At 37.2% G+C, this 17,120-nt stretch carries 9 protein-coding genes; 3 read left to right on the top strand and 6 right to left on the bottom strand.

The features are described 5' to 3' along the window. Positions 1–362: 362 nt before the first annotated feature. Positions 363–1,271 (bottom strand): carboxypeptidase-like regulatory domain-containing protein, encoded by a 909-nt coding sequence (locus DWB61_RS16090; RefSeq protein ID WP_125031952.1) that lies wholly within the window; start codon positions 1,269–1,271, stop codon positions 363–365. Positions 1,272–2,225: 954 nt separating this feature from the next. Here DWB61_RS16090 and DWB61_RS16085 point away from each other — a divergent pair. After that, positions 2,226–3,374, top strand: a complete 1,149-nt coding sequence (locus tag DWB61_RS16085) for a hypothetical protein (RefSeq protein ID WP_125031951.1) — start codon at positions 2,226–2,228, stop codon at positions 3,372–3,374. Between the two features lie 738 nt (positions 3,375–4,112). Here DWB61_RS16085 and DWB61_RS16080 read toward each other — a convergent pair. Next, positions 4,113–5,675, bottom strand: coding sequence for a beta-N-acetylhexosaminidase (locus tag DWB61_RS16080; protein ID WP_125031949.1), 1,563 nt, complete (start codon positions 5,673–5,675; stop codon positions 4,113–4,115). Between the two features lie 428 nt (positions 5,676–6,103). Continuing rightward, positions 6,104–7,567 (bottom strand): hypothetical protein, encoded by a 1,464-nt coding sequence (locus DWB61_RS16075; protein ID WP_125031948.1) that lies wholly within the window; start codon positions 7,565–7,567, stop codon positions 6,104–6,106. Between the two features lie 516 nt (positions 7,568–8,083). Here DWB61_RS16075 and DWB61_RS16070 point away from each other — a divergent pair. Together DWB61_RS16070 and DWB61_RS16065 are read left to right on the top strand one after the other, a co-directional pair. Then, the gene (locus DWB61_RS16070; protein WP_125031947.1) at positions 8,084–8,527 is read left to right on the top strand and encodes an Hsp20/alpha crystallin family protein; all 444 of its coding nucleotides are present in this window, start codon (positions 8,084–8,086) and stop codon (positions 8,525–8,527) included. 155 nt (positions 8,528–8,682) lie between these two features. After that, the gene (locus DWB61_RS16065) at positions 8,683–10,197 is read left to right on the top strand and encodes a Do family serine endopeptidase (protein ID WP_125031946.1); all 1,515 of its coding nucleotides are present in this window, start codon (positions 8,683–8,685) and stop codon (positions 10,195–10,197) included. Between the two features lie 81 nt (positions 10,198–10,278). Here DWB61_RS16065 and DWB61_RS16060 read toward each other — a convergent pair whose 3' ends face one another. From DWB61_RS16060 to DWB61_RS16050, 3 genes are all read right to left on the bottom strand, one after another. Beyond that, positions 10,279–10,503, bottom strand: coding sequence for a putative signal transducing protein (locus tag DWB61_RS16060; RefSeq protein WP_125031945.1), 225 nt, complete (start codon positions 10,501–10,503; stop codon positions 10,279–10,281). A gap of 245 nt (positions 10,504–10,748) precedes the next feature. Further along, positions 10,749–12,794: a BNR-repeat neuraminidase N-terminal domain-containing protein gene (locus DWB61_RS16055; protein ID WP_125031944.1), complete on the bottom strand. Its 2,046-nt coding sequence runs from the start codon at positions 12,792–12,794 to the stop codon at positions 10,749–10,751. Between the two features lie 192 nt (positions 12,795–12,986). Next, positions 12,987–17,075, bottom strand: a complete 4,089-nt coding sequence (locus tag DWB61_RS16050; RefSeq protein WP_125031943.1) for a LamG-like jellyroll fold domain-containing protein — start codon at positions 17,073–17,075, stop codon at positions 12,987–12,989. Positions 17,076–17,120 lie beyond the last annotated feature (45 nt).

Here is a 17,120-nt window from a genome sequence, read left to right as displayed (position 1 = left end):
ACTTTGCATATTTCTTCTAATTTTCTCATGTCTTAAATGGTTTTTGGTTTATACTATTGTCAATTTCATTAATTTTCAGTTGCTTAAAGTGCTCTATGTATCGAATTTCAGGCGGCTTGCACCTAACAAGTGGCTAAGGTGCAATGCACTTTATCTCACCTATCTATTATTTAATTCAAATTGTTATCATTCACCATATTACCTACTGTAATTACGTCGAGCTGCCTTTTTGCTTTTGCAAGAGACTTTCTATATCATAACCAAGGCGTATAATTGACAGTAGTCAAATTTATGAAAAATAAGATTGAAAACAAGCATAAGATAAAGCATTTTATGTTTAGGATTATAAAGAAACGATAGATTCATTTATCTTGTTGGCTTTCCCTTTGCATGACAACATTAAGCCTGGTGGTTTGCGATGCCAAAATCAGAACTTCTTTAAGTATAGGTTCATAGCCTTTGCAGGAAAATTTTAACTGATGAGATCCATTGGTCATGTTTTTATAGAAATAGTTCCCCTTGGTTCCTCGCTTCACCTCAGGTTTTTTTCCATCAACCGAAACACGCACTCTATGCAAAAGGTTCCCATTTGTATCCGTAATTCTACCTATCAAAGCTCTTTTACGTTTAGATATTTTATTCCCTTTAAGGCTTATCAAAAATCTAGAATAGATTTCAGGTTGAGTTTGTTCATATTTACTATACATATAAGGTTTGATAACACGATTTAGCAATAAGCTATAAGCTCTTAGTTCATCACTAATCGCAGCTGTTGCTTTCTTTACAGATTCAATATGATTTTGGGGTTTTTCCAAAAGTTTTTCAAAATCAGATATCGCCTTTGCCAAGTTCTTCATCAAAGCAGTATCCAGCTCAGCATCTTCAACTTCCTTGCCGTATTTTTGTGTAAAAACAAGTAAATATTTCGATTTATTTAGTAAATTTAATCCAGAGTATTTATAAAGCTGGTTTTTACCGTAGCCTTTAAGATCTCTAAAAGGAACAAAGTCATTGATAAAACCCTGGTACTTTAGTCCATTGGAAATTTGAAAACAAATCACTTCGAGCGTCTCTCTATGTTCTTGTTTTGAAAGCGTTATATAGCGACTCGTTTCCTGATTCTTTTTAAAATCTTCAATTCGAGTCACATGATCTCTGACTTTTAGAATCACTTTTTGGTAAAAAGCATCCTGCTTTAATTCATCAAGCTTGTCTTCTAACTTTAAAAGACTTAAAGCTTGATAATACGTTAGGGTTTGATGTTTATCCATAAGGCTAAATCATATGGTGTTTATTTGAATTTTAGAAGTCAACTCATCTTCTTAGAAATTCATCTTTAAGTTCAAATAGAAATTGACCTTCTCACTTTAGAGATTGTCTGTCGCAAATAAAAAGCTGACTTTCGTGACTTAAGAATCAACTCGCTCGCTTAAGATCTTTACCATTCCGGCTAATTTATTAGCATTCGCTCTCAAAACATCAAGCCTCTCTTTTACACAATCAACCTTCGCGTTATGGCTTTTTGCACCCGCACTTTAAAAATCAGCCTTCGTACTCCAATAAGTCCTTGCCACAAATAAAACAAACAATCTATTTTTCTCTTTATCTCCTCTCTTTTCTCTATCACACCCTATTAAAAATGCAACAGCCCGCATATTTTTCAGAACAGACAGCAAAAAACATCAACAAGCACCTTATCATCTGTGTTCAGCAAGAATAAAACCTAATTTACTAAATAATAATTACAAAACAGAGCATTCCCAATCAAGATATCTCGCTCTTTCTTTTAACACACAAGTCATTACAAGTTGGTAACTTGTTCTATAACTTAATTCTCTTGCCCTATCCTTCGATTAAGCCATTGAATTTTCATAATTCAATAGCTTAATTTTAAACTTTCTTATTTCTATTTTAGCAACAGCACCTTCCCTAGCCCTCTACACTCCACTTTTATCACGACAAGGCTTCCAATTAAACCAAAACAATTATTTTTCGATTCCTTGACCTTCAAAGAAGGAAGATTAAGCACCTTCAAAAAACGCTTATCAGTAAATATTAGAACGTATACAGATATAAGTACAATACTCTATTTCAAGTTTGGTTCAATATTTGCAATTCAGCAGTCAGACTAAGACAAGAGCAAGAAAATGGAGGAAACTCATTTCTAAGATTGCCCTATTCTCAGATAAAAATTTAAATTTGCACACACAATTAATCCAATATCTATGAAAAAAATTATCTACTTCTCACTAATCATACTATCAGTTATCTGTGCTGCCTGTAGTTCAGGTGAAAAAGCACTACAAAATGGTGACTATTACTCAGCCGTATTAAAATCGGTTGACCGATTAAGGTCGAATCCAGATAAAAGCAAAGCACAACAAACTTTACTGGAGAGTTACCCCTTAGCAGTACAGATGTCGAAAAGAGAAATTGTAGCGATTCTAAATTCACCTGATCCTTTAAAGAACACAAAATCGATTACACAGTATCAGATTCTTAACCGAATGTACAATGAAATAAACCGATGCCCAGCCGCCTTGCGTTTACTCTCAAATGTACAATCGTTCCGAGCTGAAGAAGATATGGCTAGACAACTGGCAGCACCTGAATGTTATAATTTAGGTTTAAGAGAACTGGCTAAAAGAACGCGAAATGCTGCAAAATCTGCTTATGGCCATTTTGCAAAAGCCAATCAGTTTGTTCCTAATTTTAAGGATGTCAATGCAAAAATGCAGGAAGCTGAATATATGGCAACTCTAAAAGTTATTATCGAGCATATTCCTGTAAATTCGGCAAAATATAGCTTTAGTGCCGAATTCTTTCAAGATCAGGTTACGCAATATATTACGAATAATATCAGACGTCAATTTGTGCGTTTCTACACGCCCAAACAAGCTGAGATGGAGAAATTAGAATACCCCGATCATGTGATTGCCATGCGTTTCGAAGATTTTGTTGTGGGAGAAACACACGATACGGATATAGAAAAACAGGTTATTAGTGCCGATAGTGTCGAGGTAGGAACCACTAAACTTAAGGATGGTACAAGTATTAAGGTTTATAATAAGGTGAAAGCCAAACTACATGTTCACAAACGTGAGGTTATTTCTAAAGGCCTGCTTTCCTTACAGATTGAAGAATTCGAAAATAAGAGAATCATCAATAATAAACAAATGGGTGGCCAGTATGTATGGTTTAGCGAATGGGGACACTTTAATGGTGACGAAAGAGCTTTGACTAAAGAAGAACTAGAGATTTGCAAAAACGAACCTATTCTTCCACCTGCGCGACAAGATTTATTTGTGGAATTCACTAAACCTATTTACACACAGCTCACCAATGAGTTGAAACGATTCTACAATAGGTATTAATACCAAATTAACATCAAAACGCGTCTTATGAAATATTGATTCGCAAGCTCAGGAGGGCTAAAGCCGTACTTTTCAGCTATATCTTCGTTAAAAAAAATGCAAGGTAACTCGGCTATCTTTTACTTTTTGCTGCTATATTGTTTTGGGTGGGTGAATTATTTTTAAAGCATTTTTTTACTTGTTCTTTTGTCTTGAAACAAAAGAACCAAAAATTCAAGAGCCGCGATTTTCTCAATCTTAAAACTGCCTGTATGATAAGTGCAGCCGGGTGATTTCCTCGGCAAGCTCGGAACTTCCCGGTTTTACTAATCACCCATTAGGTTTATAAGATCTCTTAAATCAATGCTCAATAATTACAGCTATAAAAAATAGTACTATTTAATTGTTTAAACTTCACCCACTATATTCAACATAGAACCATTTTTTTGACTTGATCTAGCTAAAAATATTTCATTTTGCTTAAAGCCAGTTTTGATATTAAATTGGTATTAAAACGTCAATCTGATCGTGATCCTTAGTTTATAAAAAGGTTTACGCAAGGAACACAAAGAAGAAAAAAGCAAAGGCCGCAAAGAGATTGATATCTTTTTTGCGGCCTTTACTATTACAATTCTATTATTCCAGAAAAACCACCTCGCCTACGTTCCTCAGGCACTCCTCCTTAAAAAGGAAGAGAAAGCTTGAATGATTTCACACCTCTTCTAATTCATCATTTATAACTTATCATTCATAATTGAATTAGTCCTCCCAAGGCACCAAAGCCGAAGGATAATAGTTAATCCCCATATGTTCAAATCGCGACTTCTGTTTTCCTAATCGGATTTTATATTCCACCCATGATTTATCTGGATGATTCGACCAAGCCAATTCGGCATAACCCGGTAAACGTGGAAAAACCAGATATTCGATATCATCAATGGTCTCAACCGTTTCTGTCCAAAGCGGTGCTTCTATTCCAATAATATCCTTTTTGCTGATACCTTTCACATTGCTTTCCAAGGTCCAGTCGTAAGCATCATCTACCTCGGTATATCCCGCCCAATGTAAACCCAAGTGACATAGTGAATCGTATTGAATATCCATATAGGCTCTCTTGGCTGGCGACATGATAATCTTCACATTCTGTTTCACCGCATCCAAAGCCGTTTTTGTTCTGGTATGCCAAAATTGTGCGATTGTATTATCCTTGAGATTGGCAGCAGAAATATCGGCCCAGCCCATCATCTTTTTACCATGAGCATTCACAATATCCTGAACCCGGTTGACAAAGCTGATGTAATCTTTCCTCTTGGTTGCATTCGATTCGTCACCTCCAATATGAATGTATTCACCTGGCGTAATCGCTGCCAACTCCCCAATCACATCATCAATAAATTTGTAGGTAATTTCCTTATTGGCATCAAGCGTACTGAAACCCACATCGGTTCCTGTATATAAGTCTCTGGCTTTACCATCAGCATTCAATTCAGCATAGGATGCCAAAGCGGCATTGGTATGTCCCGGCATATCAATCTCAGGAATCACAGTGATATAACGCTCTAGTGCATACTTCACAATTTCAGAATATTCGGCTTGCGTATAGAAGCCAGCTTTACCGCCATCAACCTGAGTGCTACCACCATGCTTCGTTAAGTTAGGCCAGGCTTTTATTTCAATTCGCCAGCCCTGATCATCGGTCAGATGCAAATGCAAAACATTCATTTTATAAGCCGCAATTAAATCAATGAATCGTTTCACATCAGCCACATCGAAGAAATGACGAACCACATCGAGCATAGCACCTCTATACCCATATTCAGGTTTATCTTCAATAGTTCCACTTGCCAACTCCCAGGGACCTGCCTGCAGATCTTTCGATTCAATTCTAGCCGGAAACAATTGTCTGATGGTTTGCAAACCTCTAAACAAACCTGCCAATTGATAAGCCTCCAATACCACACGTTTCTCTGTAATATTCAATTGATAGCCCTCATCACCCAATGCTGTCAATTCTCTATTTAGAAGTAAAACGATACCCTTTTTCGAATTGGGATTTTTAACCGCATTCACTTCAGTGTTAAATCCTGTTGCCGGCGCAATAAAATCAGCCAGGTATTTTGCAATAGCTTTTAATTCTTCCTGCCCTACGGACACATATATGTTTGTTTTCTCAGTCCATTCAAATGAGCTACCTGTGGCAACAAGACTTGCGGGCTTGGGAATCAGGTTTTCCTTTGAAAGATCTTTGGGAGTTGGTGTTTTGCAAGAGAAAAGTAGTACTGCAAACAAGAGTACTTGACTTAAATTGAATAATCGATTCATTTTAATTATTTGTTAGTCGGTTTAAGTTTTAAAGCAGGCAAAAAAAACTGTGAAAGGTAATCATTATTAAAGCTTGTTCTAAAATCAGAGATTAATACATAACATATATTGAAAAAAAGGTACGACCTGCCGATCACACCTTTCACCCGTTTAATTTTATTTTCTTCAGTTTTTTATCCTAATTGTTTTTTCTTAATGGAGAAACTTATAATATTAATTACCAATCCAACCATAGCGCAAAAACCAGCAATTAAATACATTCTGCCTGAGTGAGGATATTGAATGATTAAAAAAATCGAAGTAATTAAAAATAATAAGCTACTAATGTAAAGTGCATTTTTCATGATATCGTATGTTAATTAGATTTTTAAACCCTCTAATTTATAGAAAACATAAAAATTAAACAAACTACACTTAACATTATTATATTAAACCTTCTCCACCTTCTTAATGCCCCGACGATTGAAAATAATTCGGTAACGACGATAAGCCGTTTCATCGTCTAACTTAAAACGAAGGACCATATTCATAAAATAAACCTTTTCGCCGGATAATTTCTCAAACTCATCACCATTCATATAATAAAGAGGAATCTCAGGATTATCCATCTTTTGAATAAAACGCGAAACATTAAAACGAATAATATCAACCACGCCTGTAATGTTATAATTGCCATAAGAATTATCCAAAGCCTTCTGATCCAGTCGAAGCAACTTGCGATAAAAAACAATTTTTTCGCCTACTCCTCTACTCTCAATATCAATAATGCGGGAGCGATTGCGATGTTTCATCACACGAAGAGGAACCGAATCTTCACTCACAAAGTCAAAACTCTCCTTACACCAACCTATTTTCTCATCCCCCTTTACTCGAATAATGGTCTTGTGATCGAAAAATCGTTTGTTAATCTTCCCCACCAAATAATGACGAGTCAAATCCTTGATTCTATCCTTAAGCATGTAAATAATAACCAAGGCAATGTATAAGGGAATTGTGAAACCACCCAGACTTTTTTGAAAAATAAAGGTCAGAGCAGCGCCAATAATCATAGCCATTCCGGCTGCAATGCTATAGAGCAACTGCATCATAAAAAGACCTTCCTTTTTCTTACGGGAAGAGAGCAATAACTGCCCTTCGAAATATTTATTAAACACCCCTTTGCGATGAACTAACCAGCGGTTACGGTCCGAAGAATCTTTCTCCACCACCAAATAACCCTTGGCACGCTTGTAGGAAATTTCATCCCTAATCAAACTCAGAATCTCGTCCTTACTCCGATCGAAATCGGCAGAATACTTTTTACGTAAGCCTCGAAACAGATAACCGCTATGCTGTTCAAACTGATTGCTCATAAACTCATCACCAAACAAAAAATAATCGAACATTTCTTTCTGCATGGTAGGCACATTCACAATGGGACGCAAATCGCGATAATGCTGAGCAATCGTTCTCACATTTTCGATATAGGCATCAATCAAATAACGCCTGTCATCAGCCATATCGTTATTTAAAATATGCTGAATCTCTCTTCGAAGTGCTGACTTAAGAATAGAATGAAACATGCGAATATGATACTCGTAGTTTGCCTCGTTCTTTGGGCCGGGATAGTTCGCCACCTTTTCAAAGGCTTCCTTCAAATAAGAAAAAACGGAATGATCGCCATGAGCAATTTCTCTTAATAAATAAGGTGGTGTAATCAAACGAATATTGGAGTTAAAATCGTTGTAAAAGTCCTCTTTCTTATAAGTTGACGAATTAATATCCAGCTTACTTGGGATAAATAACCAAGTCTTAACCGAAAATTCATTCACTTTTCGATCTTTACGAGCTTCATAGCCCATTTTAATCTCAACAGAGAATCTATCATGTACCCTTACAACTTCTTCTATCATTCGCTCTAACTTCCTTTTTATTTAAGTTAATGATTGTAATAATAAAATAAAGATACTGAAATCATTTCAATCATCACCATCACACACCTCTTGATTTTAAAGGGATATGAACGTTAACGTTTGCATTTTTTAATATTTTTAAGACAAGCACAAATTTGATTCAGCAAGCATCACTACCCATTAAAACCTTTATACCAATTCTTTATTCACAAACTTAGTCCTTGTTATTAAATGTCAATTTTACTGTTAAACGACTATTTATCCGACATTTTGACATTTTAGATCTGCGACAGCAGTTTTTAATGACATTTTTTCATTCCATGTCCATTCATACCGAAATTCACAAAACAACCATAACATACTGCAATCCATAACCATGCACAGACAAGTTCATTCATCATCAATCCATTTTGGCATTCAATTTGATCAAAAGTAAGTGGATCGCGACTCCAAAATTTTTAAATAAAACAGATTATTAATTAATGATTTTTAAAATTTAATTAAGGAGGATTTATCATGACACTAGTAAAGAGAAATTCAGACAATTCATTTCCATCCTTATTTGACAATTTCTTCTCGAGAGATTGGATGGATTGGAACAATTCAAACTATTCAAGTACTAATACAACTTTACCCGCCGTAAACGTTCGTGAAAATGATCATGAATTCACGATTGAAGTAGCGGCACCTGGTATGAAGAAAGATGACTTCAACATTCATTTAGAAAATAATCAATTAAGCATTTCCTCTGAAATCAAAAGTGAAAAGGAAAGTAAAGACGGGAAATATTCACGAAAAGAATTTTCATATCAATCATTCCAGAGGTCATTTCGACTACCAGTCGATTTAATTGATGGTGACAAAATTTCAGCCAAATATAACGAGGGTATTCTTTCTATTCATCTTCCTAAAAAGGAAGAAGCAAAACCTAAACCTTCACGAATGATCTCTATCAAATAAACCAAAGGGCAAGTTATAAACTTGCCCTAAACTACTTATATAGCTATCTACAATGTAGGTATTGCTTCTAATTTTTGCACGCAAATTTCTAAAAATCAATTCAAAACAAACACAACACTACACTTTTGAATATCAACTATTTAAACTTACATAACATGAAAAAGTTCAGCTTACTACTTTTATCCGCAATTATGGGTGGCGTCGTAACTTTAGGAGGCTTTAAATTATTGTACGAAAAAGACAAGTCAATTAAAATTGAACACATCACACAAACACCAGTACATGGCACCAGTTACACGGTCAATAAAAATGGTGAACTCACCCCCTTACAGTTCACCGATGTGTCAAAAAAAGTAATGGATGCCGTAGTCCATATTAAATCAACACAATTACGAGGACCACAAGAATCAAGCAGCAGCACGTCTCCTTTCAGAGATTTTTTCAACGATGATTTTTTAAAAGAATTCTTCGGTCCACACTCACGCATTCAACCTAAAAAGCCCCAAGGTATAGGACCTCAAGCCAGAGTTGGAACCGGTTCAGGAGTTATCATCAATCCAGACGGTTATATTGTAACCAACAACCATGTAATTGAGGCTGCTGATGATATCGAAATCAGCTTGCATGACAATAGAGTTTATAAAGCTAAAGTCATTGGAACCGATCCAACAACTGATTTGGCTTTACTACAGATTAAAGAAAAAAACCTGACACATATTTCTTTTACCAATTCAGACGAAATTGAAGTAGGCGAATGGGTACTTGCAGTGGGTAATCCTTTTAATTTGAATTCAACTGTTACAGCAGGTATTGTTAGTGCCAAAAGTAGAAATATCAATATTCTACAAAACCGGAGTGCTATAGAATCCTTTATCCAAACCGATGCAGCTATTAATCCAGGCAACAGTGGTGGTGCCTTGGTCGATTTAAAAGGAGGTTTGGTAGGCATTAATACAGCTATTGCTAGTCCTACTGGTGCTTATTCAGGCTATGGGTTTGCAATTCCCTCCAATATTGTCAAGAAAGTGATAGATGATTTACTGGAATTCGGTTTTGTACAGCGAGGTTATCTTGGTATTCTAATTCGTAATATTGACGGGAACTTTGCTAAAGAAAAAGAACTTGATGTTACAGAAGGTGTTTATGTTGACAGTCTGCCACAAAATAGTGCTGCTGCAGATGTCGGTATCAAAAAAGGTGATGTCATACTAAAAGTAAATGATACCAAAACCAAATCAACTGCAGCCCTCATGGAAATTGTTGCCAGACACCGCCCTGGTGACCAACTTAATATTGAAGTCAATCGCTTTGGTAAAACAAAGAATTTCACCATAACCCTAAGAAACGAAAAGGGAAGCACCAAACTTAACAAACATGAAAAGAATCAGGTATTAAGCCGATTGGGTATAGAACTTGAACTTCTAAATACAAAAGAGCTCGATAAATTAAATATCCCTGCAGGATTACGTGTCACACAGATTCATTCGGGTCTTATCAAGCGCCAAACTAGTATGAAGCAAGGCTTTATCATCACTCGAGTTGATAATAAAACGGTTAGTAATATAGAGGATTTCAAAAAATATCTGGAACAAAAAGAAGATGGTATTATGCTGTCGGGTATTTATGAAAATTACCCTGGAAGTTATTACTATGCCTTCGGTCTCGATTGATCACAATCTAGGTTAATAAAGCCCCCCTTAGTTAAATCTAATGGGGGTAATCTTTATTATTTTTCAAAACACAATCAGAACTTATAGAATTGACTCTAGAAGTTTTAAGGCTCGCTCGAGGTCAGATTCCAATATCTTTATTTCAATAGCAATATTTGAGGGTGTCATCAACATTGGTTCCACATTTCTGGCATTCTCATTTATAACCACATATTTTATTCCTGCCTGATCAAGCATGTCCTTTAGTAAGTTATATTTTACTTCGATGGCATTACCGAATTCAGCCAGTGTTACTAACTTATCCATATCTTAAAATTTTAATTATTTTATTGAAACAATTACTTCATTATACATCATAAATTAATTCTTTACTATGGAGATAGAAATATAAAATGCACTTCCTTTTTCGACTTCAATAACAGGTGTTAATATCTAAAGTCTTTTAATTTTAAGTAAATTCATCATACTAACGGCTTTAGGTTTTTATGAAATTAAAATTCTGATATTTATACGTAACCATATATTTCACCATCTGGGAACAGATCTATTCTCTACTTATTCACAAGTTTCTTATCCATTAGCCTAAATGTTGATAATACAGCTGCATGATCTCCTGGCCAAACATCATCAATTTCCTTCGGGTTTCTAATTATTTTAGAAGCTTGAGTTGTGATATGATCTCCCTTATAATAAATGAAATCGATACGTGCGTTTAAAAAGCCCATACTGGCTGCCCATGTTCCACCGGGATGTGTCACTTCATTGGGATTTCTTTCTCTGTAACTATCAATAAAACCATGATTCAACATGGTATGTGAAGTCGGGAAATCAACAGGGCCATAGCCATAATGTATTTCTGCGGCTTCTTTGGTCCAGTCCTGATGACTAAAGGTATTAAAATCACCTCCAACTATTACAGGCATTTTTAAGTCTGTTACAATTGAATCAATCTCAAGACTTATGATTTTCTCTGCATCGGCAACTGCCAGCGCCTTATCCTCATCAATCCAAATATTTGTATCCAACCCCTGGTTTAAATATACCGAAGTGTATTCGGGACGATAAGCATAGGGTAACCACCAGTCAAATACAGCCAGCATTTGTTTATTTTCAGCTTTCGTTTTTATACCAATTGATTTAAAGGTCGAAACTTTTGAGTCTATAGGCTCAAACTGATCCTGTTTTGAATGTATAGCCAAATTATCTTTATTCCCAGGGGTATATAAGAGATAGCCTGCCGAATCAGCAATCATTTTCTGAGAGCCGTAACTCTCCTGCATTAGAACAACATCAGCATTTGTAGCCTTTACAATATCTTTTACCCTTTGCGGACCAACATCGCCTAAATGTCTGCCGCCATGCCATATATTCCAGGATAAAACCCGGTATATATTCGGATTGTTTGTACTGTTGGAGTTCACCTCCTTTTTAATAATTGAGGAACCATCCTGAGGAACATACACCTTATTATTAAGTTTAAAGGATGAAACTTTTGCATCCAAAGCGTGACCAATCTCAGCATTTGGCTTAACATCAATAGTGACCAGAAAATAGTTAATCCCGGCGCTGAGCACTTTAGCTTCGCTTGCACTTTTTGTGAACTTGACCTTTGCCGATTTAAATCTATCTATTTCAAAAAGTTTCTCTTTAAGCGATGAATGTGCCGATTTTCCCGTATAATAAACCCGAACTTTTGATATATCAGATAAAACATCTGTTTCAGAAAAATCGAGATTCAACTCTCTTAACTTTAAGGCTGAACCGTCGCCATGAACCACCAAACGCAACTTAATTAACTGTTCATCTTTGGCTCCCTGATCCGAATCCCATTCGGTGTGTTGACAAACGGCTGAAAAGAGCTTCATATTTTTATCCCATTTTTTAAAATGAGGATTCCTGTTCACCATATGTTTTGCCAAAGGCACTGTCCCGTATTTATCTATTCGGGTGATGATTAAATGGTAGGGTTCAACGCTTCTCCCCACCAAATTAACCGACATCTCCTTTTGATAATCATCGAAGGTATAATAGCCTTTTAAATTTGAAAATGCGGGATGTTCAGCATCTAAAGCTCTGTTTTTCCATTTGTTTATTTCTTTTGATGATAAAGCCTGTTCCCAAATCCGAACCTCATCAATTAAACCTGCAAAAGTCTTATCCTTTTCGGTATTTGAACCAACACAACCCGGGATTATTGAAGTCGCCTTGTTGGCACTCGCTTCCTCTACCCCATCAAGATATAAGCTGGTCGTTTTACCATTACAAGTGACTGCAATATGATGCCAGTTGCTATCCAGTATGGTTGTAGAGCTTATATTCGCAAAATTACTGTGCACTCTTCCATTCCTGATTACTAAGGGGTAATAATCGTAGTCATCTAAATTAGCGTATTCACCACCACCTATAATAACTTCCTGTTCTCTCCAATTGTTATCATTCCCTTTTATCCAGGCTTCAAGCGTCCAGTGGGTATTGATGGTATCCATTCCTATTCTTAAATCATTATCCAAACCATCCAATTCCAGGGCATAATTGATTTGCTGAGCTTTTCCTAATGTAAAACTCAGGCAGGCTAAAAAGATCAACAAAAACTTCATATTTAAATTTTTAGTTATTGATGCGTGTTTAATTCAAAATCAAGCAAATCAAGACTTAATGTTTGGGATTTTTAATAATTACTATATTATTTTAAGTCTTGATTCGCATTGATTTCAAATGTTTATAATTTTATGTTTTTGCCATATGGAATCAATCTCACAGTTCAATATCATCCATATATTTAACTCAAATTATATCACAATCAGTTTACCGTTTCGGATAAACGAATCACCCATAATGGAATAGACATAAATTCCTACCTTCAGATTCGCACTGTTTATGTTATGATTTCCTCTCCCATCTGCAAATTGATCGATCATCAATTTCCCTGTCAGGTTAAAGATTCTAATCCGTAATCGCTCAACTCCAGAATACTGTAAACACAGTTCATTAGATCCGGATTTCAACGGATTAGGATACATCTTAACCCTATCCTTTGCGAGTTCAAGCTCAGGAATCCCTGTAGGCACTCCTCCTTCTTGTCCTTCCAATATTGCGAAATATCGCGAACAAGCTATAAAGTACTGGCCAAAACTTGTCAGATCTGTTTCGCTATTGTAGTTAAAATGCCCTTTTTCTCCCGGAATAACCGATTCTGCAGCCCCTATATCCGTCCAGTCAGAACTAAGATCATTCTCCGAACGGGAATACAGATGCGCATATTCTGATTGATTCACAATCACCTCCGAAGGTTCCCCGTATGCAGGCGATAATTTCAGCTGTTCCAATGCTGAAAACGACTTATTACTACCATAGTTATTAATGATCCAGAAACACTCTACATTGGGATTTTGGTTTGGTAAGACTTCTGGAAGCGAGCTTATTTGAGTGACCACCACATCGCCATTGGGTAGACTTCCATTATCAGAAAAGTTCATCACAGCATTGGCCTCATTAAAATCGAAAGTTCCACCTGCATTCACAGCTAACAACTCGCTCTTTCCCTTTCCAACTGGAGCATACGATTTCACACGTGTTGCCCCTCCGTATACACGGGCATGCAAACTCCCTTTCTTGTCCAGTACCATTCCCTCGTTCTCATTGAATTGGTAGTAGGCGATTATATCCTGATCAACACCAACAATATTTTCCTTTGTTAAATGACGATTTTTACGAATTTCATCTGTTGTTAGAGCCCGGTTCCACATACACACTTCATCCATTTCACCTTTAAAATTTCGGGAATCCCATCCCTTATAACTCCCAATAAAAAGGGAGGTAAGATCAACAGGTTCAAGGCTAATGTCCTGTTTGGCCACTTTTCCATCAACATACAAGCTCATCCCGTTTGGTGAAGCTACCATAGCCACATAGGACCATTTGTCGGCAGGAACAACGAGTCCGCTGTTCCAGGACCATAGACCTCCAGGCCAGTGATAGGCTAGCGTATTGTTTCCATGAGCAAAATTAAAACCGGCAGTCGTTCCATTATTAATCACAATACCGGTATAATCATCCTGTATACCATTAGGTTTCACCCATGCTGTAACCGTAAAACTATTAACCTGAATTCCCAGATTCGATGTAGCACAATAATCACCTGCCTGAGTATTCTTTAGAGCATAACCTGATATCGCATCTGCACCACAGACATTTTTCAGATTCACCATGTTTTCAACTGTTTTACTATCGGTATTCCCATTTCCATCGGTTACGGTCAATGTAACATTACAATTTCCTTCTCCTGAGAAGACAACTTTGGGATTACGAGCACTGGTAGAACTCACAAATTTGGGTTCAGGGTCAAAGCTCCATTTCCAGCTGGCGTTTTCATGTTTTATAATTGAGTAACAATCAAATTGAATGGTATCTCGGTTGCAATGCGACTCACTACTTCTGACTATGGGCTGTGCAATTGCCTTGCTCTCTTCAACCAAGTTAGTTTCCCAAATCCCACGAGATGTTGCCAGTCTCAGTTTGCCATCGCGGTAGAAAGGGCGCATAGACAAGGGGTTTACCGTAAAAGGTAAGCCCTGATTGTAAGCAAGCCAGTTTTTAGCAATATCATTCCAATAGAAAAGAGAATGCTTGGTAGCCAGATAAATCACACGATTGGATCCTCCCTGGAACAAAATATCCTTTGGAGATTCGTTGTCAAGCTTAGAAGTTGTCATATTGTTCCAGACAGAACCCCCATCGGTAGTACAATACACCTTGTCTCCATTGCCTCCACTACCAGAAATCACCCATAACTCATTTTCGTCAAGAGGATTTAAAGTAATCTGAAGGCGCCATTTTTCTTTAGCAGGAAGATTACTTAGAGTGTTCCAAGACTTTCCCCCATCTGAAGAGCGTTTTAACTGACACAAATCCCAATATCCCCCACCAGGCTGAAAAACACAATACATTACCTTCGGATTACTTCGGGATATAACTATCTCAAGCACTTTACCCTGATTTCCAAAATCATTAAGCACTTCGAAACTAGAGCCCCCATCAACGGATTTCCAAACCTTACTCCCTTCCCCAAGGTACATATGGTCAGCATATCGAGGGTCAAATTCAATATTACTTGAATACATCGAATAATAGCTCTCGTTTGGATACTTTGAAAGTGAAGCCTCACGCACAACATCCTCATTCAGAGATTCAGGAATAATGGTCGTAGAAATATCCGAAAAATAGGTCTTTCGATTGTTCATGGGATCCACATAACCAGTGGGTGCTTCTGCCCCGCCCAAACGCAAGTAACTCCCCTGCTCAAAAGTCTGATAATAAGCTGTGTTTCCATTATGGTAACGACCTCCTATCAGTACATCCTCATTCCATCCGGAACCAAATCCCCAAAAATCAGAACCGATAATGCCCTTCTTTCTGGATTCATGTGTTGTCAACTCATCATTAGAGTAGTTGACTCCTCCGTCGGTACAAATCCATACATCATCACCCAGAACGTGTAAATCCTGAATATCAGGATGAATCCAGCCAATGTCTTTTTGATTATAGTAACCGCCAATCCGGGTCCAGCTTTTACCACCATCTGTAGATTCGGATAAAGCCAGACAACCAACCCAAATTTTTTCAGAGTCTTTATGAGATACTGCCATGGCAAAATTGTAAAACCCCTGGTGGAAATCTGTACCGTCTCGCTTATAGTTCGCAAGATTTTGGTGGTTTGTATCATCCCATGGGCCACCATCGGGTAATTTTGGATTCACCCATGAATCACCAGCATCGGTACTTTTGTAAACCCCAATCCATCCATTATCTCCGGCTTTGCTTGCGCCCAAAAGTCCCACATACACTTTTTCAGGCGCTGCAGGAGAGGTCGCAATACGAGCCCCGCTATCCTCTGCATTATTTTCATCCGAAGGGGCATACCAACCCTGCTCCTTCTTATCCCATGTATTTCCTCCATCTGTCGACTTAAAGAATTCACATTTCTTTTGGCCTGCATTGTTTTTCAACAAGTAAAGAACATCGGAGTTGGTTGGATGGTAAGCAATGTCCCAACATTTTTCGGCATACTGGGTTTGCCAATTTGCTCCTCCATCAATGGATTTGTGCAAGCCTTTGGGAGAAGCACAAAATACCAATAGTGGATTTGAGGGATGAATCAGCAATTGATTTCCTGTCTCACCAATATAATAAACTTCTTTCCATGTAGCCGCACCATCTTCTGTTTTGTAGATACGCTTATTGGCTGTAGCAAAAACAATCTGACTATTGGAGGGGGCAATCTTAATGTCCGATACGCCATTGCAAAAAATCTCATTCTTAGAGACAAGAGCCCAATTTAAACCCTTGTCGGTAGTCTTGTACACTCCTCCAGATTCGCTTCCCACATACAGTATGTCCGGGTTGGAAACCGACTGGTCCATAGAATACACATTGGCCTGCCATGACACTGGAAAATTTCCCTCTCCTTTATCATTATAGGTTTCCGTTGGCCCCAGGCAAACCCAATTTGCCTGAGTTCCCCCTGCACTTTTCAAACGAGTTCTTTGACTTTTCTTAATCAATATTTGATTGGTTGCATCCTCTTCATTTCGAGAAGAAATGTGGATATAGCCATCAGAACCTAGGTAGTCCTGAATCTGGCGTTTCCAATGCTTAAAATTTTGTGTATGGATATTTTTCTGGAAAGGATGACTCTGATAATACTGGTGGTAAAGGTAATCAACCTCCGATACATTGGGGTTATCAGAATACATCTTATGGGCCCATTCCGGTGTACTTTCATCCACTGGGGGAACCGTCTTAAAAAATGAGGGTGAGTTTTGAGCCATAAGAGACACACTCCCTAATAGTAGGATAATGGATAGTAGAATTCGATGCATATGCTTTATTTTTTAGTCTTATTTATTAAATCTGTCTCCATTTTA

The sequence above is a fragment of the Ancylomarina euxina genome, assembly GCF_003863355.1.
GTDB classification, from domain to species: domain Bacteria; phylum Bacteroidota; class Bacteroidia; order Bacteroidales; family Marinifilaceae; genus Ancylomarina; species Ancylomarina euxinus.
Note: the sequence above shows the minus strand (reverse complement) of the source record. Positions and strands in the feature narration are given on the sequence as shown.